The sequence below is a fragment of the Rhizobium sp. WYCCWR 11146 genome, from assembly GCF_013591995.1.
Taxonomy (GTDB): Bacteria; Pseudomonadota; Alphaproteobacteria; order Rhizobiales; family Rhizobiaceae; genus Rhizobium; species Rhizobium indicum.
This window is the reverse complement of record NZ_JACCEY010000007.1, coordinates 14,336-37,344: the sequence shown is the minus strand read 5'-3', so window position 1 is coordinate 37,344 and position 23,009 is coordinate 14,336. Positions and strand designations below refer to the sequence as shown.

The following is a 23,009-nucleotide window of genomic DNA, read 5'->3' as shown; positions in this document are numbered from 1 at the left end:
GGCTTTCCTCAACGCGGGGATTACTTGGTGGCAAGCAGCTTGTCGAAGAGCGCCTTGTCGTAGTCCGAGTAGATATAGCCGTCAGCCGGGAACTTGTCGGCCCGGGCGAGATAGCTGCCGATCGTGCTGTCGTCGATGACAGGCAGCGGCACTTTGACGAAGGCCGGAACGTCCTTGCCTTCCAGCGCCTGCACGGCGGTGTAAACGGAAAGCGCGCCGAGCCAGTTGGGCTGCATGGTCGCCCAGCCCTTCAGTCCCTTCTCCTTCCAGAGTTCCAGGAACTGCCTGGCGTTTTCGCCTGTCGTCGGCACCTGGTCGCGGCCCTGGCGCTCGAAGGCCAGCACCGAGCCGGCCGATAGTGCGCCGCCGAGCGACAGCACGCCGTCGATTTCGGGGTTGGCGAAGAGCAGGCTGGTCATCGCTTCCTGTGCCGGGGCGACGTTATATTCCGTGTTCGTCTCGGTGATCACCTGGAGACCGGGATTGGCGTCGAGGACCGGCTGGGCGCCCTTGCGGCGGTCATCGCTCACCGAAATGCCGGCCGGGCCGTTCATGATGATGATCTTGCCCTTGCCGCCGAGCTGGCTGACCATCCACTTGGCAGCGGTCGCGCCCCATTCGTTGGAATCGGTGTTGATCTTCGCCGTCACCTTGTCGGTGTTAACAAGGCTGTCGAAGTTCACGACGGCGATGCCCTTGTCGCAGGCATCTGAAATGACGCGGTCGAGCGCGTTGGAGGAACCGGCGATCACGACGATGGCGTCGACATTGGCGTCGATCATCGACTGGATATGCTGGATCTGCGTCTGGGCGTTGCCCTGCGCGTCCGTGATCATCAGGTCCTTCACCAGGCCCGCCTTCTTCAGCTCCTCCACTTCAGCCGTGATGGTGCCTTCGGTCTGCTTCATCCAGGTCGGCACCGAATAGATGTTCGCCCAGCCAATCGTATAGGGCGCCTTCCTGTCACCCTTGATGCAATTGGCGGCGGCCGAGGCCGTACCGGCCGAAAAGACGAGGAGTGCCGCAGCTGCGGCAGCGCCCGCAAGAAGGCGGCGGCGCAGCGAAGCGGAAATGCCGTTTTCAAGATTCTTCATGTCGATCCCCTTTTTTGTGTGCGGCAGCGTTGACGGCTTGCCATCAATGTCCAATATATCGTACATGTGATCTATATACCGGACGAGGTGATCTTATGCCGATTTTTTTGCCTCGCAAGAGGGGTGCAAAAATTTCATTCGCGACGAATGACGGGATCGATTGACAGATGCGGCAGACGGCTTGAAAAGCTTGGCCGGACAAAAAGGGATCGATAGCAATGGATGCAGTTCAGGACGAAGCAGCCGGCAAACGCGCCCGAGGGCTCGACCGCGCTTTCGAGATCCTCGATTTCCTGCGCCAGAAACGGCAGGCCCTGAAGCCGAATGAAATCGCCGCGCAGATCGGTGCGCCGCGCTCATCGGTTTACGAGCTCGTCAACCTGCTGCTGCAGAATGGCATCCTGGAATTCACCGGCGGCGAGGGGCGTGTCTATCTCGGCCGCAAACTGTATTTCCTCGGCGCAGCCTATGAGAACCATTTCGACTTCACCCGCGAATGCGAGGCGGCGCTGGAACAGCTTGCCGACGAGACGCGGGAAACGGCGCAGTTCTGCATGCTGGATGGAAACAGATACACCGTCGTCCGCATGCGCGAAGGCGCGCGCCCCTTCCGCATTTCGACGGATGTCGGGCAGTCGGTGCCGATCCCGTGGACGGCGTCGGGCCGCCTGCTCGTCGCACACCTGTCGGATCAGGACATCCTGAACTTCATTCCGCCGCAGGATTTTCGCCTGCCGAACGGCGAATGGCTCGAGCCGCAAACCTTCATCGCCGAGGTACGCCAGGCCGAGCGTGAAGGTCTCTTCACCTTCAACAGCATCGTCGACAGCTTCACCCACTGTTTTGCCGTACCGGTGCGGGGCGAGGAAGGCCATGCAGCCGCAACGCTCTGCCTCGTCACGCCACGCGACGATGGCATCGCCAACCGCGACCGCTACCTCGACTGCCTGAAAAAGGCCGCCGCCGGCCTCGACCACGCTCCGACCCGGCCAAAACGAGGCTGATGCCTGAGCACATGGAGGCATTGATCTCAGGTGGCACGGACGTTCGTGCGCAAACCGCCATTCCGTTGCATGCTCGTCAAGCCGGATCCTGCTCGCTCCGGCGGTGCTGCAGGCGGGCATAGGACGCTAAGAAGACCTATTCCTATTTGTCGTCTCAGCCGGGCTCTTCGCCACGCCCGCAGATCCCACCTGCCGGTCCGCGCCCGCATACCCCCGGGGTAGTCGCCCCGACCGTTGATTTCCGATTTCACGCCAAACCGAGAAATCTATTCACCCTTCCTCCGAAACTATGAAATTCAGTTTCTCTATAAATTATATGGAGAACGTATTTTAGCAACCCAACAGCCAATTTAATACTTGGCCCTGGGGAAGACCGGGCTGTTGACGGAAACCGGAGAGGACGCGAAATGACACGGAAAATCAGGCTTGGAGCATTTCTTCCCGGTGGCGGACAGCATGTTGCGTCATGGCGGCATCCCGACCAGCCGGCCGACGGCGCGACCAGTTTCGAGTTTCACAAACGTCTTGCCCTCACAGCTGAGCGTGGCCTCTTCGATGCTTATTTCCTCGCCGACGGGCTGGCTGTCGGTTTCGGCGGTACGCGTGAAGGCGGCAACGCCCGCGTGGCCGGCTTCGAACCCGTGACGTTGTTCTCGGCCCTTGCGCCTTTCACGACCCATCTCGGCTTTATCGCCACGTCCTCGACCACCTACGAAGAGCCTTACACAACCGCCCGCAAATTCGCCTCGCTGGATCTGATCTCGGAGGGCCGTGCCGGCTGGAATGTCGTCACCACGACGGGCGACCTGACGGCGCAGAACTTCAACCGCGATACGCAGCTTCCGCATGCAGACCGATATCGCCGCGCCGCCGAGCACGTCGATGTTGTCCGCAAACTCTGGGAAAGCTTCGAGGACGACGCGTTCATTCGGGACAAGCAATCCGGCGTGTTCTTCGATCCGGCGAAACTGCACGACACCGATCATCGCGGCGAACACTTCAGCGTGCGCGGTCCGCTCAACGTCTCCCGATCGCCGCAGGGGCATCCCGTCATCGTCCAGGCCGGGCAATCCGAAGATGGACGCGGGCTCGCCGCAGCAACGGCCGAAGTCATCTTCACCGCCCATCAGCATATCGAAACCGCCCAGGAGTTCTATCGAGATATCAAGGCACGCGCCCGCGCTCTCGGCCGAAACCCCGATCATATCCTCGTCATGCCCGGCGTATCCGCTTTCGTCGGCAGGACCGAGGCGGAGGCGCGCGAGAAATACGACCGTCTGACGTCGCTCATCGTCGAAGAGGACGGGATCGGCCTCCTCAATGGCCTGACCGGCGGCACGCTCGACCTGCACGGCTATGACCTCGACGGGCCTCTGCCACCGGCGCCGCCGACGGAGGGCATGAAGAGCCGCCAGGCCCTCATCCGCCAGATCGCCGACGAAAACAATTTCACCATCCGCCAGCTCTATCAGTGGATCGCCTCCGCCCGCGGTCACTACACCATCGTCGGAACGCCCGAACAGATCGCCGATACGCTGCAGAAATGGTTCGAGAACGAAGCTGCCGACGGCTTCAACATTCTGCCGCCCTGGCTGCCGACGGCGCTCGACGATTTCGTCGATCTGGTCATTCCGGAACTGCAGCGGCGCGGCCTGTTCCGGACGGCCTATGAGGGCAAGACGCTTCGGGAAAACCTCGGCCTGCCTTTCCCGACCAATCGGTGGGCTGCAGGACAAGCAGCTCTCCAGGCAGCAGAGTGAGGAGCGGTCGATGTCCTATGAAATCAACCAGGTTCTTCCGAGAAGCTTCGGCCGCCTGAAAAGCAGCGAAAGCAATATTTCCACTCTCGCCTCGCATCTGCGCGGGGTGCTCGCATCGCTTTTGCCGCGCTACGGCCTTCTCATCGGCTTCCTCGTGTTCTGGCAGGTGTCGAGCACCAGAGGCTGGGTCAATCCCGCCATCTTCCCGCCCCTGGACGTTATCCTGTCCGCTCTTTGGACCAATCTTGCCAACGGCGCGCTGCTCGATGATATCGCCATCAGTCTGCAGCGATCCGGAACCGCCTTCGCTTTTGCCGTGGTGATCGGCATTCCGCTCGGCCTGTTCATGGGCCAGGTTCGTGCGGTTGAACAGGCGCTCGATCCGATCCTGCAGCTCTTCCGCCAGACCTCGGCGCTGGCGCTCTACCCGGTCTTCATCCTGCTGCTCGGCCTCGGCGAAACATCGAAGATCTTCGTGATCTTCTGGGCCACACTGTTTCCGGTGCTGCTCGCCACGATCGGCGGCGTCAAGGAAGTGGACAAGAAGCTCATCGAGATGGCGCGGACCTATGGCGCCGGACCGCTGACCATCTTCCGCCGCGTCATCCTGCCGGCGTCGGTACCGGCGATCTTTGTCGGCCTGCGTCTTTCGGCGACGACTGCGCTTCTGCTGTTGATTGCCGCCGAGATGATCGGCGCCAACAAGGGCATCGGCTTCCAGGTGATGAATGCCCAGTACAATTTCCAGATCCCGCTGATGTTTGCGGCGATCCTTCTGCTCGCCTTCCTCGGGCTTGCCGCCAATGCCTTGCTCGTTCTCTTGCAGCGCCGTCTCTGCCGCTGGTCTCAGCCGAGCCGCTGACCTGCTTTCCCGATTTTCCTCTTCCGAAAGGTCCCACCAGATGACATTCCATCCCCGCCACCTTCTCCTGCCGGCAGTGATCGCTCTCGGCCTAACCTCACCCGCCGCGGCGGCCGATACGGTGAAGCTGCGCTATCTCGCCAGCCAGGGTGGTCTTGCCGCCCATGAACTCGCTGCCGAACTCGGCTATTTCGACGGAACGGGCATCACGCTCGAAAATGTCGGCTACGCCCAGGGCGGCCCAGCCTCCTTGATCGCTCTGGCATCGGGTGATGTCGAGATCGGCAGCGCCGCAACTTCCGCCGTCCTGAATTCGATCATCGGCGGCAATGATTTCGTCGCGGCCTATCCCTCAAACGGCATCAATAACGAGGTGCAGTCGACCTTCTACGTGCTGGAGGACAGCCCGATCAAGAGTATCAAGGACATTGCCGGCAAGAGCATCGCGGTCAATACACTCGGCGCGCATCTCGACTACACCATCCGCGAAGCCTTGCATTCCGTCGGCCTGCCGGCGGACGCAGCCAATCAGCTTGTCGTTCCCGGGCCGCAGCTCGAGCAGGTGCTGCGCTCCAAGCAGGTCGATATTGCCGCCTTCGGCTACTGGCAGACGACCTTCGAGGGAGCTGCGCTGAAGAATGGCGGCCTGCGTCCGATTTTCGACGATACCGACGTGCTTGGAGACATCGCCGGGGGCTTCGTGGTCTTGCGCCGTGATTTCGCTCGCGAGCATCCTGAAGCTGCAAAGATATTCGTCGAGCAGTCGGCTCGTGCTCTCGATTACGCCCGCGAGCATCCGGAGGAAACCAAGAAGATCCTGGCCAAGGCGCTCAGCGAGCGTGGTGAGAACGCTGATATCGCACAGTACTTCCGAGGTTATGGGGTGCGCGCCGGCGGCCTGCCGGTCGAGCGCGACATCCAGTTCTGGATCGACGTCCTGGTTCGCGAAGGCAAGCTGAAGCAGGGCCAGCTGGCCGCCAAGGACATCCTCTTGACCGTCGACGCCAAGCCGGCAAGCAACTGAGGAATGATGATGAGCATCGCTGAGGACACGCGTCGCGGGGAGGTGACGATCCGTCACCTTTCCAAATCCTACAGGTTGAACGGGACACCTCTACAGGTTCTCAGGGATATCAACCTCCACGTCCGCTCCGGCGAAAGCCTCGCCATCGTCGGCGCCAGCGGCTCGGGCAAGACGACCCTGCTCAGAGTTCTGGCAGGTCTTGAGGATTCCGACACGGGAGAGGTTCTCGTCGATGGAAAGGCGGTGCGAGGCGTCGGCACAGAGCGCGCCGTCATCTTTCAGGAACCGCGCCTTCTGCCCTGGCTGACCGTGCTCGACAATGTCTCCTTCGGGCTGGAAACTAGCGGCCTGTCGCGTGAGCAGGCGAGGGGGCGGGCGCGCCATTATGTCAAGCTCGTCGGCCTGCAGCAGTTCGAGGCTGCCTATCCCCGGCAGCTGTCGGGCGGCATGGCCCAGCGCGTCGGCATCGCCCGGGCTCTGGCCGTCCAGCCCGAGATCCTGCTGCTCGACGAACCGCTCGGCGCGCTCGACGCGATGACCAAGATCGGCATGCAGCAGGAACTCGCACGGATCTGGCGCGATGAGGATGTGACGACCATTCTCGTTACCCATGATCTCGAGGAGGCGATCTACCTGGCCGACAGGATCCTGATCCTGCCACGGGAAAGGGGCGGCGAGCCGCGTCTGATCGAAATCGATCTGCCCCGTCCTCGCGACCGCAGCGCACCGGAATTCGTTCGACACCGCGAGGAGTTGCTGAACCTGTTCGGACTGCACTGAAGTCTTCAAGCGTCAGCGCGCGCCGCATGAGACCTGATCCATGCGGCGCGCGGCAGTAGCAGTAGCGATGCGGAGGACGCCCGCGGACCGCTACCGCGACTTGCTCTTCGAGCCGGCGGTGAGATACGGACGCCGATCCAGTTCCGCCGACCTGTAGGAACTGCGCAGCCGCAGCAGATCCTTGCGGGCGATCAGGCCGCACAATTTCCCTGAGGTCGGATCGACGATCGGAATGCGTCCGTCGCCGGTCGACAGCATCAGATCGGCGATGAACGCGACCGTATCATCGGGATGCCCCACCGGAACGGAATCATCCGTCACGTTTTCCGCAAGCGTCTGACTGGCGAGGTTCGGATTCCCCTGCCAGAGCAAAGCGTCGGCTCTCGATACGACGCCGGCTAGCCTGCCTGCTGCATCGACCACCGGATAGATCCGGTGCGTTTTCTGCTGCGAGGCGAAGAAATCGCACGCTTCTCCCACAGTCATGGTGACGGGAAGAGTATCGACATCGCTGATCATGATCTCCCTTGCGCGCGACAGTTCGAACGGGTCGACGCCATATTCGCGGGTAATGTGCTGGCCGCGGCGGGCGATCTTCTCGGTGAGGATCGAGCGGCGCAGCAGCAGGACCGTGACGGCATAGGCCACCACGGTTGCCGCAAGCAGCGGAACGAGCGTGCTGACGTCACCAGTGATTTCCATCGCAAAGAAGGTTCCCGTCAGCGGCGCACGCATGGTTCCGCCCATCATCGCCGCCATTCCGAGCAGCGCCCAGAAGCCGGGATCGTTGCCCGGCATGACAAGGCCGACCAGCCATCCGAGAGCACCGCCGAAAATCAAAAGCGGCGCGAGGACGCCACCGGAGGTGCCCGACGACAGGGCAAACAGCCAGATGATGGTCTTCACCAGCAGGATCGACATCACCGCCGGGGCGAGCAGCCGGTTGTTGAGCAAGCCATCGATGATGTCGTAGCCGACGCCCATTGCCCGCGGTTCGATCAGGCCGCCGAGACCGATGACGAGACCGCCGAGTGCCGGCCACCACATCCAGTGGATCGGCAAGGCTTCGAACAGGTCCTCGATCCGGTAGAGCAGCGTCGTCAGCAATCCCGATTGCAGACCGGAAATGATCCCCATCGCCGCGCAGGCAAAAATACCCCACCAGGGCAAGGCCACCTGGAAGTGGGTCGGGAACAGCGGGCCTACACCGAACAGCAGCGGACGCCAGCAGATCGACACGCAGGCGGCAACGGCGACCGGAATGAAGCTGCGCGGCTTCCATTCGAACAACAGCAGTTCGACCGCCAGCATGACCGCGGCGATCGGCGAACCAAAGATGGCCGTCATGCCGGCGGCCGCACCAGCGACGAGCAGCGTCTTCCGCTCGGCAGCGCTCATGTGAAAGAATTGCGCGAACAGCGATCCGATCGCACCGCCGGTCATGATGATCGGCCCCTCGGCGCCAAACGGGCCGCCGGTTCCGATAGAGATTGCCGACGACAGCGGCTTGAGGACCGCGACCTTCGGCGACATCCGGCTGCCACCGATCAGGATGGCCTCGATCGCCTCGGGAATGCCGTGGCCGCGGATCTTCTCCGACCCGAAACGGGCCATCAGTCCGATGACAAGTCCACCCAGCGGCGGAACCAGCACCACCCACAGCGAGCGTGGCACGGCAGCCAGAGAGGCGGGCTGGATGCCGATCTCCCCGAACCAGATGACATTCGTCACGAGCGCGATGAGGCTGACGAGACACCAGGCGGCAAACGCGCCGGCGGTGCCGACAATGATGGACATGCCGACCAGGAGGAGGACCCGCCTGTCGGTGGTGAAATCGCCGGCCTCGCGCCGGGAAAGACCGCCGGTGAAATCGTGCGGCCGGTTGTTTGGTGGATGCTGCGCCATGGAAGCCTCTGCTACGCCGGAATGGATACGCTTGAGGCGCGTCAATAGATCGTGATACGATATAAATCAATGGGTGAAAGCATGAAGGCGAAAATGTCCCATGAGGATGCCTCACTTGACCGGCTGGCGACTGCCCATCTATTCGATGATGGCGGCATGGGCTGCCGACCCTGGCAGCCGTTGCGGCAGAGGAGAAGTGCTTTGAAGAAGACCGCGCCGCCGCTGAGGCAAGAGGATTACGAAGCTCTCGCCGACCTCCGATTCGCCCTTCGCCAGTTCATGGACTTCAGCGCCTCTGCCGCCCAGTCGGAAGGATTGCCCCCGCAGCAGCATCAGGCCCTTTTGGCGATTAAGGGACAACGCGGCGAAGCCATGACCATCGGCATGCTGGCCGAGCGGCTGATCATCGCGCCGCATACGGCGACCGAGCTTGTCGGGCGGCTGTCGGATGCCGGACTGGTCGAACGTCATGCCGATCCGGCCGACGGGCGCCGCCAGACGGTTCTCCTGACGGACAAGGCGGATGCGCTTCTGACGCGACTGAGCGCCGTCCACCTTTCGGAAATCAGGGAGATGGCCCCGAAGTTGATCGACCTTCTCCTTGAGCTCCAGAATACGGCGGCGAAAGCTGAATAGCATTGCGGCGGCGTAACCGCCTTGCCGCCTCAACCCAAAAGCGTCTTCTTGAGCCGATGGATATGGGCGGCGCCGATACCGCAGCAGCCGCCGATGATCGTCGCGCCGGCCTCAGCCCAGGAGCAGGCATAGCGCGAATAGGCATCGTCATTCAGATCGTTGCGGGTCTCATGCAGGCCTTCATTGGCGGCTGCCTCGCCTTGCTCCCCTTCGAAGGCATTGGCATAGACGCCAATTTCGATGCGCGCGTCCATTTTCCGGAACACCCGCGCTGCCGTCTCCACCGCTGCCTGCATGACCTCAGGCTTGCTGCAATTGAACAAGAGGGCTTCGGCGCCCGATGAAGCCACCCAGGATGCCGCCTCCTCGACCCTTTCTTCGGAGCGCAGCTTCGGTTCGCCGCCCCTTATGGCTGCCTCGTCATCGGCCAATGTGAACGAAATCCAGAACGGTTTGCCTGATGTCGCCACCGCCTTGCGGACAGCCTCTGCCTCGGCGATCAGGCTCAATGTCTCGCCGAGCCATATATCGACGAAGGGAGAAAGGTTTTCGACAAGCACATCGAGATAATCCTGCACCCGTGAAGGCTGAAAGTTCTGCGGCTCGTATGAGCCGAAGATCGGCGGCAGCGAGCCGGCAACCAGCACCTTGCGATCCGTGGCCGCATCGGCGGCCTCGCGCGCCAGGCGACCGGCGAGGCGCATCAGCTCTGCCCCCTCGTTCTGGAACCGGTCTTCACCGATATGAAAGGGTACGAGCGCGTAGCTGTTTGTCGTAACGACCTCAGAGCCGGCGACGATGAATTCCTGGTGTACCCTACGGACGATATCCGGCGCATTGATCAACGCCAATGCCGACCATTCCGGTTGTTTCAGCTCGGCGCCCAGCCGCAACAGTTCGCGGCTCATGCCGCCATCGAGAATTCGCATCGTGCTCATGAAGAGGTCTCCATTCATACTGTCGCGCCGTCAGCGGCGGCGGGCTTTTGCATAACAAGGTGGGCGAGATGTACGTGGTTCGTGCGTGAAGGAACTCATGACCAGTCTCTTTTCCCGTCGGCCTAGCGGCGAACCGGCACCTGCGCTTCGAGACGTCGGAATACGCGGGCGATGACGGCGGTCAGGGCGAGATAGAAGAAGGTGACGACCAGCAGCGGTTCATAGACGAGCAGCGTGTCCTGCCGAACCTTGTTGGCCACGGCATAGAGATCCATCACCGTCACCGTAAAGGCGAGCGGCGTCGCTTTGAGCTGCATGACGATCTCTCCTGCAATCGTCGGCAGGGCGATGCGAATGGCGCGCGGCAGCCAGATGCGACGGATCAGCATCCTGGGCGACAGGCCGAAGGCCCGGCCCGCTTCGAGCTCGCCCTTGGGAACGGCAAGCAGCGCGCCGCGCAACACCTCTGCCTCATAGGCTGCGTAGTTCAGGGTAAAACTGACGGCGGCGAAGAAGAAGCCCTCGCGCAGAATCGGCCAGAACAGGCTCTGGCGGATGCCGGGGACCATCGGCAGCAGCGAACCCACCCCGTAGTAAAGAAGCCACAGCTGTATCAGCAGCGGCGTACCGCGGAAGAAGGTGCAGTAGCCACGGGCGAGCAGCCGCGTCAGTCTGCCGCCGCTGACCTGCGCGAAGGCGAGGCCTATGGCGAGGACGAAGCCGAACACCACGGAGATCACCAGCAGGCAAACAGTCTGCCAGGCGCCGGTCAGAAGCAGCGGCCAGTAGGAAGAGATCCAGGTGAAATTCATGGGGCGCTTTCTTCAGGCAAGACGCGGCTGCCCCCGCCGTACCCGTCCCTCGATCAGTTTGAAGACGACGTTGGAAACAAGCGTGATGGCGAGATAGAGAAGGGCCGAAGCAAGGAAAAAGACGAAGTAATGCTTGGTGCTTGCCCCGGCAAGACGGGTGGCGAGCGCCAGTTCCTGGTAGCCGACGACTGCCACCAGCGCGCTGTCCTTGGTGACCGACATCCACAGATTGGCAAGACCCGGCAGCGCGTTTGGCAGGAGCGCCGGCAGCAGGACCCGGCGGAACCTCAGCACCGGCCCCATGCCGAAGGCCTTGGCGGCCTCGATCTGGCCGACGGGAATGGCAAGGATCGCGCCTCGCAGCACCTCCGTCATGTAGGCACCCTGGACGAAGCCGAGCACGGCGACGGCCGCGACGAAGCCGTTCACATTGACCGGCGGCAGCTCCAACGCGGCGAGCAGCCGGTTGAGGCCATCGGTGCCGGCATAATAGAGCCCGACGATCAGGATCAGCTCGGGAACAGCGCGGATCAGCGTGGTATAGAGATCGAGCAGCAGGCGCAGTATGCGATTGCCCGAAAGCTTTCCCAGCGCGCCGCCCGTGCCGAGCAGCAAGCCGATCGCGAAAGCGCAAGCAGAGATGGCAACCGTAGAGACCGCACCTGCCAAAAGAACGCCGCCCCATCCCGGAGGATAGGGAGACAGCAGGTCCAGAATACCTTGTTGCGTGGTCGCCATCGTTCCGGCTGCTTACTTTGCGCCGTAGATGTCGAAATCGAAGTATTTCTTATTGATGGCGTCATACTGGCCACTGGCACGGACGGCAGCGATCGCCGTGTTCAGCTTGGCCTTCAGCTCTGTGTCTTCCTTGCGCAGGCCGCCCGAAACGCCGGCGCCGAGAATCTCCTTGTCGTCGGCAACGTCGCCCATCTTGGCGCAGCAATCCTTGCCGCCATCGCTTTTCAGGAAAGCGTCGAGCGCCAGTGAATCGCCGAAGACATAGTCGATACGGCCGGAGGCGAGATCCTGGAACGCTTCGTCGAGCGTTTGGTAGGTCTTTTCCTCGGCAGCCTCGGCGAAATACTTCTTGTAGTATTCCGACTGGATCGTCGACACCTGGATGCCGATGGTCTTGCCTTTCACGTCCTCGGCAGTGGCGCCCGGCTTCTGGTCCTTGGGGCCGATCAAGGTGCTCGGCGTGTTGTAATATTTATCGGTGAAGTCGATCACCTTCGAGCGTTCCGCGGTGTTCGACATCGACGACCAGATCACGTCGAACTTCTTGCTCTGGAGAGCCGGAATGAGACCATCCCAGGAAATTTCGACGATCGAGCATTTCTCTTTCATCTCCTCGCACACAGCGTTCATCAGGTCGATCTCCCATCCCTGCCATTGGCCGGAGGCATCCTTGGCGAAGAAGGGCGGATAGGATTCGTTCATGACACCGAAGCGGACCTCTGCCTGTGCGGTGACGGCAGAAAGCACGAGTGCCGCGCCGGCAAACAGTGTGGGGAGCAGTTTCATTCGCAGGATTCTCCTGGTTTGTGTTGGCGATGAGAGTTCGGAGTGCATCAATGGGCGCTGAGGCCGGTGAATTCCCGGCAGCGGGCGCTGACGGGCGCGCCGAATATCTGCTCCGGCGGACCTTCCTCCTCGATCCGTCCCTGATGCAGGAAGAGAACACGGCTGGAGACATCGCGGGCGAAGCGCATTTCATGCGTGACTATCAGCATGGTCCGGCCTTCTTCCGCGAGATCACGGATGACTTTCAGGACCTCGCCGACCAGCTCCGGATCGAGCGCCGACGTCGGCTCGTCGAACAGCATGACGGCAGGGTCGACGCAGAGGGCTCTCGCAATCGCCGCGCGTTGCTGCTGACCGCCGGAGAGGAAAGCGGGATAGGCATCGCGCTTGTCGAACAGCCCGACCTTGTGGAGCAGGGCCTCGGCCTTTTCGATGGCTTCGCGCCGCGAAATGCCCATGACGTGCACCGGCGCCTCGATGACGTTCTCCAGCACTGTACGATGAGCCCAGAGATTGAAACTCTGGAAGACCATCCCCAGTCCGGTCCGTATCCGTTCGATCTGCCGCCAGTTGCGCGGCTGCAGCCGGCCGCCCCGCCCCATCTTCAGCGCGATTTCCTCGCCGTTCACGGCAATGCGGCCGCGATCCGGCGTTTCCAGGAAATTGATGCATCTGAGAAAGGTGCTCTTGCCGGAGCCCGACGAGCCGATGATCGAAATCACGTCAGACTTTTCGGCCTGCGTCGAGATACCCTTGAGAACCTGTTGCGAGCCGAAGCTTTTATGGAGATCATCGACGCGAAGAGCAGGAAAGGGTTGATCTGGCATGCATGGTTCCGGGTGAATTGAGCTTGCGAAGGATAATGATAAAATAACGCGGTTTTTTCGCGCAGTTTTCATCTATTATGCATATTTTATGCAAAATATTCTTCTTCGCGCGACAAGTACGGCAGAATGCGCGAATTGCTGCGGCGAGAATTAGGATTGGACAATGGAACAGCTGGATCGTTTTGACCGTGACATTCTCGATATCGTTCAGCGCGATTGCCAGCTGAAAGCCGAAACGATCGCCGAACGGATCGGACTGTCGGTCTCGGCCGTGCAGAGGCGGCTGAAGCGGCTGCGCGAGGAAGGCATCATCAAGGCAGAGGTGGCCGTCGTCGACCGCAAGGCGACGGGAACAGCAATGGTGTTCATCGTCGGGATGGAGATCGAGCGGGACAATTACGACGCGTTGGCGAAGTTCCGCCTCTGGGCGGAAAAGCAGGATCACATACAGCAGGTCTATTATGTCACCGGCGCAGTCGATCTGATCGCGATCGTCACCGCCCGCGACGTCGAGCATTATGACGACATCGCCGCGCTGATCATGGCTGACAATCCGCAGATCCGCCGCATGCACACGAATGTCGTGTTGCGGGACGTCAAGCTCGGTCTGTTCGTTCCGCTGGATTAGCGCGCACGCGATGCGCGCCGGCATTGGTTCCGGCTGTCACAGATCGGGCACCGACAAGCCGCTGGACTCGCATTTGACAAAGGGCATAATTCCCGGCGCAAATTCTCGGGAGGAATGATCGTTGACGTTACGACACCAGATCATCGCATTGGCGATCGTTCCGCTCGTCATTTCGATCCTTGCGATCACCACCTTCATTACCTGGCAATCGGCAAACCTCGCCAAGAACAGCATCGACACGTTCGAGCAGAACATGCTGAAGACCAAGGAAGCCGAGATCCTCAATCTGACCAACCTTGCCCTGTCCGCCATCCAGACGATCTATGACAATGCCGGTGCCGACGACGAAGCCGCCAAGCAAAGGGTGGCGGCGATCCTGACTTCGCTCGACTACGGCAAGGACGGATATTTCTTCGTCTACGATTACGACGGCAACAACATCGTCCATCCGCGCCAGAGTTTCCGCCATGGGCATAATTGGCTCGACCTCACCGATCCGGATGGCGACAAGGTCATTGCCGAACTGATCGCCACGGCAAGAGCGGGCGGGGGCCTGCATCAGTACAAATGGCAGAAGCCATCGACCGGACAGATCGCCGACAAGCTCTCCTTCGTCGTCAGTCTCGACAAATGGCACTGGGTCGTCGGCACCGGCGTTTACCTGGACGACGTCTTTGCCCAAAGTGCCGCCGCCAACGCCGGAATGCGCGCCAACATAAGACGGACCTTCATCATCGTCGCGCTGATCGCCGTACCTTCGGTGCTTGTCGTTTTCACGACCTGCATGCTGCTGACGTTCCATGAGCGCCGCATGGCCGACAGCCGGCTCAAGGCGCTGACGCAGCGGGTCATCGATGCCCAGGAAGAAGAGCGCGCGCGGCTGGCCCGCGAGTTGCATGACGGCATTTCCCAGAATCTCGTCGGCGTGCGCTATGCGATGGATCTTGCCGGCCGCAAGGTCAGGACCAATGTCGACGATGCCGCACTGACCATCGATCGCGGTGTCGAGGCGCTGAACGGCGCCATCAAGGAAATCAGACGGCTGTCGCACGATCTGCGCCCGCGCGTGCTCGACGATCTCGGCCTGACGGCCGCGCTGGAGGCACTCTGCTATCACTTTGCCGAGCGGACGGGGATCGAGACGAAGATCGACGCCTCAAGCTTCACCGACACGCTGAAGGCCGAAGCCAATACCGCGCTTTATCGTGTCGCACAGGAAGCGTTCAACAATGTCGAACGCCACTCGAGCGCCTCCAAGCTTGCGGTCAAGCTCTGGAGCGACAACGGCCGCGCCCGCATGACGGTCACCGACAATGGCACTGGCTTCGACGGCGCCAAGGACGGCCTATCCGGCAGATCGGGTCTCGGCCTGCGCAATATGCAGGAGCGGATGGCTCACTTCCGCGGCCTGCTGCTGATCAACAGCAGCGAGGCCGGCACGACGCTGACGGCGATGATGCCGAAATCGGCCAATCTCCCCGCCGGCAAGCAGGCAGAAGCCGCATGACGGAACGCCCGAAAATCAGGGTGCTCTTGATCGACAACCATCCGCTGGTGCTGGACGGGTTGAAGGCCGTGCTCGAAACATTCGACCATATCGAAGTCGCCGGCACGGCCGGCCTCGCGCAAACGGGGCTCGAGATCGGCCGGCAGGTCCTGCCGCAGGTCGTGCTGATGGACATCAACATGCCGAAGCTGAGCGGCATCGATGCGATCGAATTGTTCAGGAACGAACTTCCCCAGGCGCGGGTCGTGATGCTCTCCATGCATGACAGCCGCGAGTATATTTCCTCCTCGGTCATGCATGGCGCTGCCGGTTACATCCTGAAGGACGTTTCGACCGACGAGATCGTCTCGGCCATCGAGACCGTGGCGGGCGGGGGGACATATTTCTCGTCCGGCGTCTTCGACGCGCTGATGGGCGAACGGGCGGAGGAGGGTAGCGACCCCCTGACCCCGCGCGAACGCGACATTCTCGGGCTGATCGTTGCCGGCAGAAGCAACAAGGAGATCGCCGAAACGCTCGGGATCACCTCCGCCACGGCGGAAACCCATCGCAAGAACCTCAAGAAGAAGCTCGGTATCTCCACCACAGCGGGCCTCATCCGCTATGCGCTCGATCACGGCATCGTCTCGAAAGTCGGGTAAATCGCGTCTACCCACTTCTGGGTAGGCCCCGGCATTTCAGCGCCGCGCCCATCTTGTGAGAACAAAACCACCGCCATAGGACTCCATCCACGGCTGGCCAAGTGCGAGCCGTTGGGAGGAATTCACATGCGTTACATCAGCTTCCGATCGGTCGGAAAACCTCGAGCGACCCGAGCCGGGCCTGCCGCGGCCGCCGGCTGACAGACCTGCCTTCCACGCCGACAACTGGAACATGGCGACCGCCGACGCGGCGCCTGAAAGGTATCCCGACATGGAAAAACCACGTAGCAAGGCAGCGCTCTGGCTGCTTGTCATTCCCTATCTAGGTCTGCTCTGGCCACCATTTTACAATGTCCGCGAGCCATCTCTTTTCGGCTTTCCCTTCTTCTATTGGTATCAGCTTCTCTGGGTGCCGATCACCGCAGCGCTGACCTGGATCGCCTATCGGAGCACTCGCCATGACGACTGACATCAACGGCACGGCGCTTGCCGTCTTCATCTTCTTTTTCGTGCTCGTTACCGTCATGGGCTTCGTCGCCAGCCGCTGGCGCAAGCCCGAGACACTGGCCCATATCGATGAATGGGGCCTCGGCGGACGCAACTTCGGCACCTGGATCACCTGGTTCCTGGTCGGCGGCGATTTCTATACCGCCTACACGGTGATCGCCGTCCCGGCGCTGGTCTACACGGTCGGCGCCTACGGCTTCTTCGCGCTGCCCTACACCATCGTCGTCTATCCCTTTGTCTTCATGGTCATGCCTGTGCTGTGGAAACGCGCCAAGGATTTCGGCTATGTGACGGCTGGCGACGTCGTCCACGGTCAGTACGGATCGCGCGGTCTCGAACTCGCCGTGGCGGCAACCGGAGTCATTGCCACCATGCCCTATATTGCCCTCCAGCTGGTCGGCATGACCGCGGTGCTGAAGGCCCTCGGGCTGCATGGCGAACTGCCGCTGGCGATCGCCTTCATCGTGCTGGCGCTCTACACTTATTCCGCGGGCCTGCGCGCGCCGGCGCTGATCGCCTTCGTCAAGGACATCATGATCTATATCGTCGTGATTGCGGCCGTCGCACTGATCCCGTCGAAACTCGGGGGTTACGCCAATGTCTTCGCCTCGGCCGATGCGGCCTTCCAGGCCAAGGGTTCCGGCAACCTGCTGCTCGGCGGCAATCAGTATGTCGCCTATGCAACACTCGCTTTGGGTTCGGCGCTCGCGGCTTTCATGTATCCGCATACGCTGACCGGCATCTTTGCCTCCAACAGCGGCAAGACGATCCGCAAGAATGCGATCATGTTGCCCGCCTATACGCTGCTGCTCGGCCTTCTGGCGCTGCTCGGCTATATGGGGCATGCCGCCAACCTGAAGCTCGACAGCGCCAATGACGTTGTTCCGACGCTGTTCAAGACGCTGTTTTCAGGCTGGTTCTCCGGCTTTGCCTTTGCGGCGATCGCCATCGGCGCGCTGGTTCCGGCAGCGGTGATGAGCATCGGCGCCGCCAATCTCTTCACCCGCAATTTCTGGAAAGCCTATGTCGATCCCAAGGTCAGTGACGCGGGCGAGGCGAAGGTCGCAAAGATCACCTCGCTCGTGGTGAAGGTTGGCGCGCTTCTCGTCATCATCTTCCTGCCGACACAATTCGCCCTCGACCTGCAGCTGCTCGGTGGCATCTGGATCCTGCAGACGCTTCCGGCCCTGGTCTTCGGCCTGTACACCAACTGGTTCCGTGCACCCGCTCTGCTTGCCGGCTGGTTCGTCGGCTTCGGCGGCGGCACTTTCCTCGTCTGGGATGCCGGTTGGAAGCCTCTGCATCTGATCAGCCTCGGCGGCGAACCCTTCACCGTCTATACGGGACTGCTGGCGCTTGCGGCCAACATCGCCGTTGCGGTCGTGGTCAACGCCTTGCTTCCGGCCAAGGCTCCGGCCCGGGCCTAGAGCATGATGCCGAAAAGTGTGAGCAGTTTTCGGACAACATCATGCTCACCTTCTTTGATCCGAAAATGCGAAGGGCAGCAAATGCTGCCCTTCGCAAGAATCATATGGCTTTGCTTTCCAGTGTCAGCCGGAAAGAGATCCGGGCGACTTAAAACTCTTCCCAATCGCCGGCCAATGCCGCATTCCCGTTCGTCTGGAACGACTTACCCACCTTGGCAATCATCTGACGCGCAGGCGAGGACGCCGGTTGAGCATGTGGCGCCGCGGCAGCGGGCTGCGATGTGCGCTTCGGTGCCACCACTCCGCCAATGTTGAACTGGCCCAGAAGCTGGAACAGCGCGTCGGCTTCCTTGGCAAGGTTATGAGCGGCCGCTGTCGCTTCTTCCACCATGGCGGCGTTCTGCTGCGTCCCCTGATCCATCCTGTTGACGGCGGTATTGATTTCTTTCAGTCCCGTCGCCTGCTCTTGCGAAGCGCCGACGATGGCCCCCACATTGCCGTCGACCTGCTGCACCTGCTCGGCAATCTCCTTCAGCGCCTTTCCGGTCTCGCCAACCAGGGCCACACCGCTTTTGACGTGGCCATTCGAAGCGTTGATCAGTTCCTTGATTTCTTTTGCCGCCTTGGCGGAACGTTGCGCCAACTCGCGCACTTCCTGAGCGACGACGGCAAAGCCCTTGCCTGCCTCACCGGCACGGGCGGCTTCGACGCCGGCATTCAGCGCCAGCAGATTGGTCTGGAACGCGATTTCATCGATGACGCCGATGATGCTGCCGATTTCGGTGGCGGAGGATTCGATCTTGCCCATGGCGTCGACCGCATCCCGAACGACGCTGCCCGAGCGCTCCGCACTCTCCTTCGTCTTGCGAACGAGCTGGCCGGCTTCCTGAGCCTTGTTGCTCGAGTCGGCAACGGTGGTCGTAATCTCTTCCAGAGCAGCGGCGGTTTCCTCGACGGAGGCTGCCTGCTGTTCGGTCCGCTTGGCGAGATCGTCCGAGGCGGAGCGGATCTCCTGTGCACCGCCCGCGATGGCGCTGGCGTTCTGGGCAACCTTCTGCATGGCGGCACGGAGCTTTTCGACTGCAGAATTGAAGTCGGCTCTGAGCTTTTCCAAGGACGGAATGAACGGAGTGCCGATCTGCTGTGTGAGGTCGCCGTTAGCTAGCGCCTGCAATGCATCACCAAGCTGACCGACGGCTTGGTCCGTCTGCTCGGCAAGGGTGCGGCGTTCATCTGCATCCTGCTCGAGCCGATGCCGCTCCGACACGGCTCGCTTCGCCTCGGCGTCGGCTTCCCGTTCCGCCTTTGCCGAAATTGCGTCGCGCAGCCCTGCCACCGCCCGTGCAAGCTTGCCGATCTCGTCGCCGCGCGCTTCGAGGCGGCGATCGCCGTTAAGATTGCCGTCGGCCATCGCTTTCAGCGAAAGCTGAAGTTTTGCCAGCGGACCGACGATCGTGCGTGCCGTCACGGCGGCGGCAACCAGTGAAAGAACGGCCGCAATGCCAAGCGCTGTCAGGGCCAATGGCTTGAAGCCGCTTGCCGTGCTGCGAACCTCGCCGCCAATCGATTTGTTCAGCGCTTCCTGATAGTCGATGAATTTGTTGATGGCGCCAAGCCAGGCAACAAAAGCCGGCCGAGCCTGTTCGAGTAGGATCTTGCGGGCGGCCTCGCCATCGCCTTTCTCCTGCAGCGCAATGATCTGGGCGACCAGAGGATTGGTCTTCGCCTGGATGTCTGCAATCTCGCTGAGAATGGTCTTTTCCTGTTCCGTCGCGCCGGCCGGAGAAGCAACCATATCCGCCATGCGCTTTTCATTCTCGGCGTAAGACGCTGCCAGCTTTTCGATCAATGCCTCGGCCGTCTTCCGTTCATCGGCAGACGTCACCAGAGTGACGTCGCGGATGGCAATCGCCCGATCATGCACGCTGCCGCGATAGTTGATGGCAAACCGCTGCTTAACGCTGTTGACGTCGTTGATGGTTCCAAGCTTATCGTTGATCTGCGCAACTTTGTCCGTCGAATAGATGGTCAAGCCAACCATCAGCAAAAGGAGAACGCTGAAGCCAAGCGCCAGGCGGGCCACAACCCCGAAACTCATGATATTCTTCATATGCACTCTCCCCTCGCGGTGAGGTTTGTTGGAAGGATGTCTCGGCAGCCAGGATTGCTTGTCATATCTCGTTCGAATGCAGCGCCTCGGTGTCTCCGAGTGCATCCGACGGGCACCCCCGTGCCCGGAATCGCGCTCGAGATACGGGACATCCGTCAAAGCAATAAAAGCCGATTTCATGCGAAATTCGGGTGCCTGGCCCGCTATCATGGCGGAGGTGACGAACCTAAAGAACGTCGTCCCGATATCTAAAAAAAATTAGAGGAATATATTTTAGAGAGTGTAAACGGAGCCGACGGAGCTTGCTATATCGCCATATCTGGATAGCATTTGCGCTTTTCGGATGGACAATTCGACGAGCGCTCTCCCGATGGTTGCGAAATCACCAACCTCCCCCGCATAGCAAGGTTTTGCGGCTTGCCCGTGAACTGCGCGACGCTCTGAACGATCTCGGCAATCGGCATGAATTGCAGCTGCGGTACCGGAGCGCCGTTGCTCCGGCTTCAGCCGCGCAGCAGCGGAAGAAGCTGATCGCCCTGCCGCTTGATTTCGGAGAGATAGGGCGTGTCGGACAGCACGAAGTGGGTGATGCCGAGATCCTGATATTTGCGCAGCGAGCGGGCGACGTCTTCCGCCGATCCGACCAGCCAGGTGGTGCCGGCGCCGCCACCGCCGAACTTGCCCGGCGCGGTATAGAGGTTGTCGTCGAGGACGTCGCCGCGCTCATGCAGATCAAGCAGCCGCTGCTGGCCGACGGCGAGCGCGCGCTGGTGATCGTGCCAGCCGGTGCCCTTGCTTCTCGCCATCTCGGCGACCTTCGCCTCGGCGTCGGTCCAGGCCTGTTCGGTGGTGTCGCGGACCAGCGTCGTGATCCGCAGGCCGAATTCCAGCGGCGGGAGATCGCGGTCCAGTTCCCGGCTCAACGCCTTGAGCCGCGCGATCCGTTCCCGAACACCATCGAGCGGCTCGCCCCAGAAAAGTTGGACATCGGCCTCGGTCGCGGCCACCCGTTCGGCCGCCTCCGAGGCACCGCCAAAATAGAATTTGGGGTGCCGACGGTCGCCGCGGACCTGGATGCGCGGCACCACGATGGAGTCAGCGACCCGGAAGTTCTCGCCCGCGGATGTGACGTTGTCTTCTGTCCACAGTCTGCGGACCAGCCGCATGAACTCCTTGGTCCTGGCATAGCGGTGTGCCTGATCGCCCTCGCTGTCGCCGTAGGCAGAGAGGTTGTCCTTGCCCGACACGATGTTGATCCGCACGCGGCCGCCGGTCAGATGGTCCAGCGTCGCCGCCGCGGAAGCGAAATTCGCCGGTCGCCAATAGCCGGGACGGATCGCAATGAGCGGTTCGAAGGTGGTCGTCCGGGCGGCGAGCGAGGTTGCGACGGTAAATGTGTCGGGGCGGCCCCAACCGGTGCCGATGAGCGCGCCCTTCCAGCCATGCTCCTCCAGTGCCCTGGCGTGGCTGGTCAGCGTATCCAGGCTGTTGTGGTTCTCGACGGCGGAATCGCCGCGATGACCGGCTTTGACGTCGTTCGGAATATACCAGAGAAATTCGGAATTATTGCTCATGCGATGCTGCAGTTCTGTGTGTGATTGGAACAAAGCCAGGGGGAGGGAAGCCCCCTCAAGAGATCATACGGCCGCCTGCACCTGCTGCTGCCCCGCCTGAACCACAAAGCCATTCGGCGGGCGTTGGAGGCCAAGGTTCTCCCGCAGCGTCGTGCCTTCATATTCGTGCCGGAACAGGCCGCGCTTGCGCAGGATCGGGACGACCTGATCGACGAAATCGGTCAAGGCGGTGGGCAGGATCGGCGGCATGATGTTGAAGGCGTCGGCAGCACCGTTCTCGAACCAGCTCTGCATCGCATCGGCGATCTGCTCGGGTGTCCCGACCACCGTCCGATGGCCGCGAGCGGTGGCGACCGCCAGATAGAACTGGCGCAGCGTCAGATTGTTGCGCGATACCAGATCGGAAACCAGCTTGAGGCGGCTTTTGTTGAGTTCGGTATTTTCAGGCAAGGGAGGGGCGGGATCATCCAGCGAGTAGCCGGAAAGGTCGACGCCCTTGTAGTGGCGGGCAAGGATATTCCAGGCGATGGAGGGATGAACCAGCGATTGGATATGGTCGTAGTTTGCCTGGGCTTCCGCTTCCGTCCCGCCGAGAACAGGGAATATGCCGGGACTGATCAGCAGTTGATCCGGCCGGCGTCCGTAGCGGTCGAGCCGTCCTTTGACGTCGGAATAGAATTCCTGCGCATCCTCGAAGGTCTGGTTGGCGGTAAAGATCATCTCGGCCGTGCGGGCGGCAAGTTCGCGCCCCGGTTCCGATGCGCCCGCCTGCACGATGACAGGATAGCCCTGAACCGGACGGCCAACGTTGAGCGGACCGGCCACCGAGAAGAACTTGCCCTTGTGATCGACAAGATGCACCTTGTCGGGATCGAGATAGACGCCGCTTTCCTTGTCGCGGATGAAGGCGTCGTCCTCATAGGAATCCCACAAACCCTTCACCAGGTCGACGAATTCCTCGGCCCGCTCATAACGATCGGCATGGGCGGGATGGCCCGATATGGAAAAGTTCTTCGAAACATCCGCGCCCGTCGTGACGACGTTCCATGCGGCGCGGCCCTTGGAGATATAGTCCAGCGAGGCGAACCTGCGGGCCAGCAGGTAGGGGTCCTCGTAGGTCGTCGATGCCGTGGCGACGAAGCCTATATGTTTGGTCACCTGCGAGAGGGCAGCCCAGAGGGTCAGCGGCTCGAAATGTGCGCCCTGGGCGGTGCGGCGAAGCGCTTCCGGGTCCTTGGCGCGGTCCCATCCCGCCGGACTGTCGGCGACGAAGACGAGATCGAATTTTCCGCGTTCGGCGGTCTGCGCGAGCTCGCGGTAGTGATCGATATTGAGGCCGGCATCGGCCTGCGCCTCCGGATGGCGCCAGGCGGCGATATGATGGCCGGTCGCCATGATGAACGCGCCAAGCCGCATTTGCCTTTTCGATGTGCTCATTGGCTTATCTCC

Annotated in this window: 21 protein-coding genes; 11 read left to right on the top strand and 10 right to left on the bottom strand. The window is 61.5% G+C overall.

What is annotated here, in order from left to right; all coding sequences use genetic code 11:
* Positions 1-20: 20 nt before the first annotated feature.
* Positions 21-1,094: an ABC transporter substrate-binding protein gene (locus HX899_RS03205; RefSeq protein ID WP_032999069.1), complete on the bottom strand. Its 1,074-nt coding sequence runs from the start codon at positions 1,092-1,094 to the stop codon at positions 21-23.
* A 218-nt stretch (positions 1,095-1,312) separates the two neighbouring features.
* Between HX899_RS03205 and HX899_RS03200 the strand changes: the two genes are divergently transcribed.
* The 5 genes from HX899_RS03200 (at position 1,313) to HX899_RS03180 (ending at position 6,524) form a co-directional block, all read left to right on the top strand.
* Entirely contained in the window at positions 1,313-2,098 is a 786-nt protein-coding gene (locus tag HX899_RS03200; RefSeq protein ID WP_012760654.1) for an IclR family transcriptional regulator, read from the top strand.
* 407 nt (positions 2,099-2,505) lie between these two features.
* Complete coding sequence (locus HX899_RS03195; RefSeq protein ID WP_181291609.1) at positions 2,506-3,858, top strand: LLM class flavin-dependent oxidoreductase; 1,353 nt, start codon at positions 2,506-2,508, stop codon at positions 3,856-3,858.
* Positions 3,859-3,868: 10 nt separating this feature from the next.
* Positions 3,869-4,720: an ABC transporter permease gene (locus tag HX899_RS03190; RefSeq protein WP_130721200.1), complete on the top strand. Its 852-nt coding sequence runs from the start codon at positions 3,869-3,871 to the stop codon at positions 4,718-4,720.
* Positions 4,721-4,760: 40 nt separating this feature from the next.
* Entirely contained in the window at positions 4,761-5,744 is a 984-nt protein-coding gene (locus tag HX899_RS03185; RefSeq protein ID WP_113544853.1) for an ABC transporter substrate-binding protein, read from the top strand.
* Between the two features lie 9 nt (positions 5,745-5,753).
* On the top strand, positions 5,754-6,524 hold the full coding sequence (locus HX899_RS03180) for an ABC transporter ATP-binding protein (RefSeq protein ID WP_138334707.1): 771 nt from the start codon (positions 5,754-5,756) through the stop codon (positions 6,522-6,524).
* Positions 6,525-6,614: 90 nt separating this feature from the next.
* Here the strand turns inward: HX899_RS03180 and HX899_RS03175 are convergent, their stop codons facing one another.
* Positions 6,615-8,429 carry a chloride channel protein gene (locus tag HX899_RS03175; protein ID WP_181291608.1) on the bottom strand — a complete coding sequence of 605 codons (1,815 nt, stop codon included), beginning with the start codon at positions 8,427-8,429 and terminating at the stop codon, positions 6,615-6,617.
* Positions 8,430-8,630: 201 nt separating this feature from the next.
* Between HX899_RS03175 and HX899_RS03170 the strand changes: the two genes are divergently transcribed.
* The gene (locus HX899_RS03170; RefSeq protein ID WP_181291699.1) at positions 8,631-9,065 is read left to right on the top strand and encodes a MarR family winged helix-turn-helix transcriptional regulator; all 435 of its coding nucleotides are present in this window, start codon (positions 8,631-8,633) and stop codon (positions 9,063-9,065) included.
* Between the two features lie 29 nt (positions 9,066-9,094).
* Here the strand turns inward: HX899_RS03170 and HX899_RS03165 are convergent, their stop codons facing one another.
* The 5 genes from HX899_RS03165 to HX899_RS03145 form a co-directional block, all read right to left on the bottom strand.
* On the bottom strand, positions 9,095-10,003 hold the full coding sequence (locus HX899_RS03165) for a homocysteine S-methyltransferase family protein (RefSeq protein WP_171600047.1): 909 nt from the start codon (positions 10,001-10,003) through the stop codon (positions 9,095-9,097).
* A gap of 122 nt (positions 10,004-10,125) precedes the next feature.
* Positions 10,126-10,815 carry an ABC transporter permease gene (locus HX899_RS03160; protein WP_138390135.1) on the bottom strand — a complete coding sequence of 230 codons (690 nt, stop codon included), beginning with the start codon at positions 10,813-10,815 and terminating at the stop codon, positions 10,126-10,128.
* A gap of 12 nt (positions 10,816-10,827) precedes the next feature.
* Positions 10,828-11,553, bottom strand: coding sequence for an ABC transporter permease (locus HX899_RS03155; RefSeq protein ID WP_033184140.1), 726 nt, complete (start codon positions 11,551-11,553; stop codon positions 10,828-10,830).
* Positions 11,554-11,565: 12 nt separating this feature from the next.
* Positions 11,566-12,339: a transporter substrate-binding domain-containing protein gene (locus HX899_RS03150; RefSeq protein ID WP_017997599.1), complete on the bottom strand. Its 774-nt coding sequence runs from the start codon at positions 12,337-12,339 to the stop codon at positions 11,566-11,568.
* 47 nt (positions 12,340-12,386) lie between these two features.
* Positions 12,387-13,166: an ABC transporter ATP-binding protein gene (locus HX899_RS03145; RefSeq protein ID WP_138334701.1), complete on the bottom strand. Its 780-nt coding sequence runs from the start codon at positions 13,164-13,166 to the stop codon at positions 12,387-12,389.
* Positions 13,167-13,329: 163 nt separating this feature from the next.
* Between HX899_RS03145 and HX899_RS03140 the strand changes: the two genes are divergently transcribed.
* From HX899_RS03140 to mctP, 5 genes are all read left to right on the top strand, one after another.
* Positions 13,330-13,794 carry an Lrp/AsnC family transcriptional regulator gene (locus HX899_RS03140; RefSeq protein WP_003555489.1) on the top strand — a complete coding sequence of 155 codons (465 nt, stop codon included), beginning with the start codon at positions 13,330-13,332 and terminating at the stop codon, positions 13,792-13,794.
* Between the two features lie 121 nt (positions 13,795-13,915).
* The gene (gene mctS / locus HX899_RS03135; protein ID WP_181291607.1) at positions 13,916-15,301 is read left to right on the top strand and encodes a sensor histidine kinase MctS; all 1,386 of its coding nucleotides are present in this window, start codon (positions 13,916-13,918) and stop codon (positions 15,299-15,301) included.
* A complete protein-coding gene (gene mctR / locus HX899_RS03130) occupies positions 15,298-15,942 on the top strand; it encodes a two-component system response regulator MctR (RefSeq protein WP_181291606.1) in 645 nt (214 codons plus the stop codon). The genes mctS and mctR overlap by 4 nt, the downstream gene beginning before the upstream one ends.
* Positions 15,943-16,213: 271 nt before the next feature.
* A complete protein-coding gene (locus HX899_RS03125; RefSeq protein WP_003555492.1) occupies positions 16,214-16,411 on the top strand; it encodes a DUF3311 domain-containing protein in 198 nt (65 codons plus the stop codon).
* The gene (gene mctP / locus HX899_RS03120) at positions 16,401-17,876 is read left to right on the top strand and encodes a sodium:solute symporter family monocarboxylate transporter (RefSeq protein ID WP_138390131.1); all 1,476 of its coding nucleotides are present in this window, start codon (positions 16,401-16,403) and stop codon (positions 17,874-17,876) included. Before HX899_RS03125 ends, mctP begins: the two co-directional genes overlap by 11 nt.
* 148 nt (positions 17,877-18,024) lie before the next feature.
* On the opposite strand, the gene HX899_RS03115 is transcribed toward mctP, so the two are convergent.
* From HX899_RS03115 to HX899_RS03105, 3 genes are all read right to left on the bottom strand, one after another.
* Positions 18,025-19,986, bottom strand: a complete 1,962-nt coding sequence (locus HX899_RS03115; protein ID WP_181291605.1) for a methyl-accepting chemotaxis protein — start codon at positions 19,984-19,986, stop codon at positions 18,025-18,027.
* 503 nt (positions 19,987-20,489) lie between these two features.
* On the bottom strand, positions 20,490-21,560 hold the full coding sequence (locus HX899_RS03110) for an LLM class flavin-dependent oxidoreductase (protein WP_181291604.1): 1,071 nt from the start codon (positions 21,558-21,560) through the stop codon (positions 20,490-20,492).
* A gap of 63 nt (positions 21,561-21,623) precedes the next feature.
* Complete coding sequence (locus HX899_RS03105; protein ID WP_033184148.1) at positions 21,624-22,997, bottom strand: LLM class flavin-dependent oxidoreductase; 1,374 nt, start codon at positions 22,995-22,997, stop codon at positions 21,624-21,626.
* Positions 22,998-23,009: the final 12 nt, after the last annotated feature.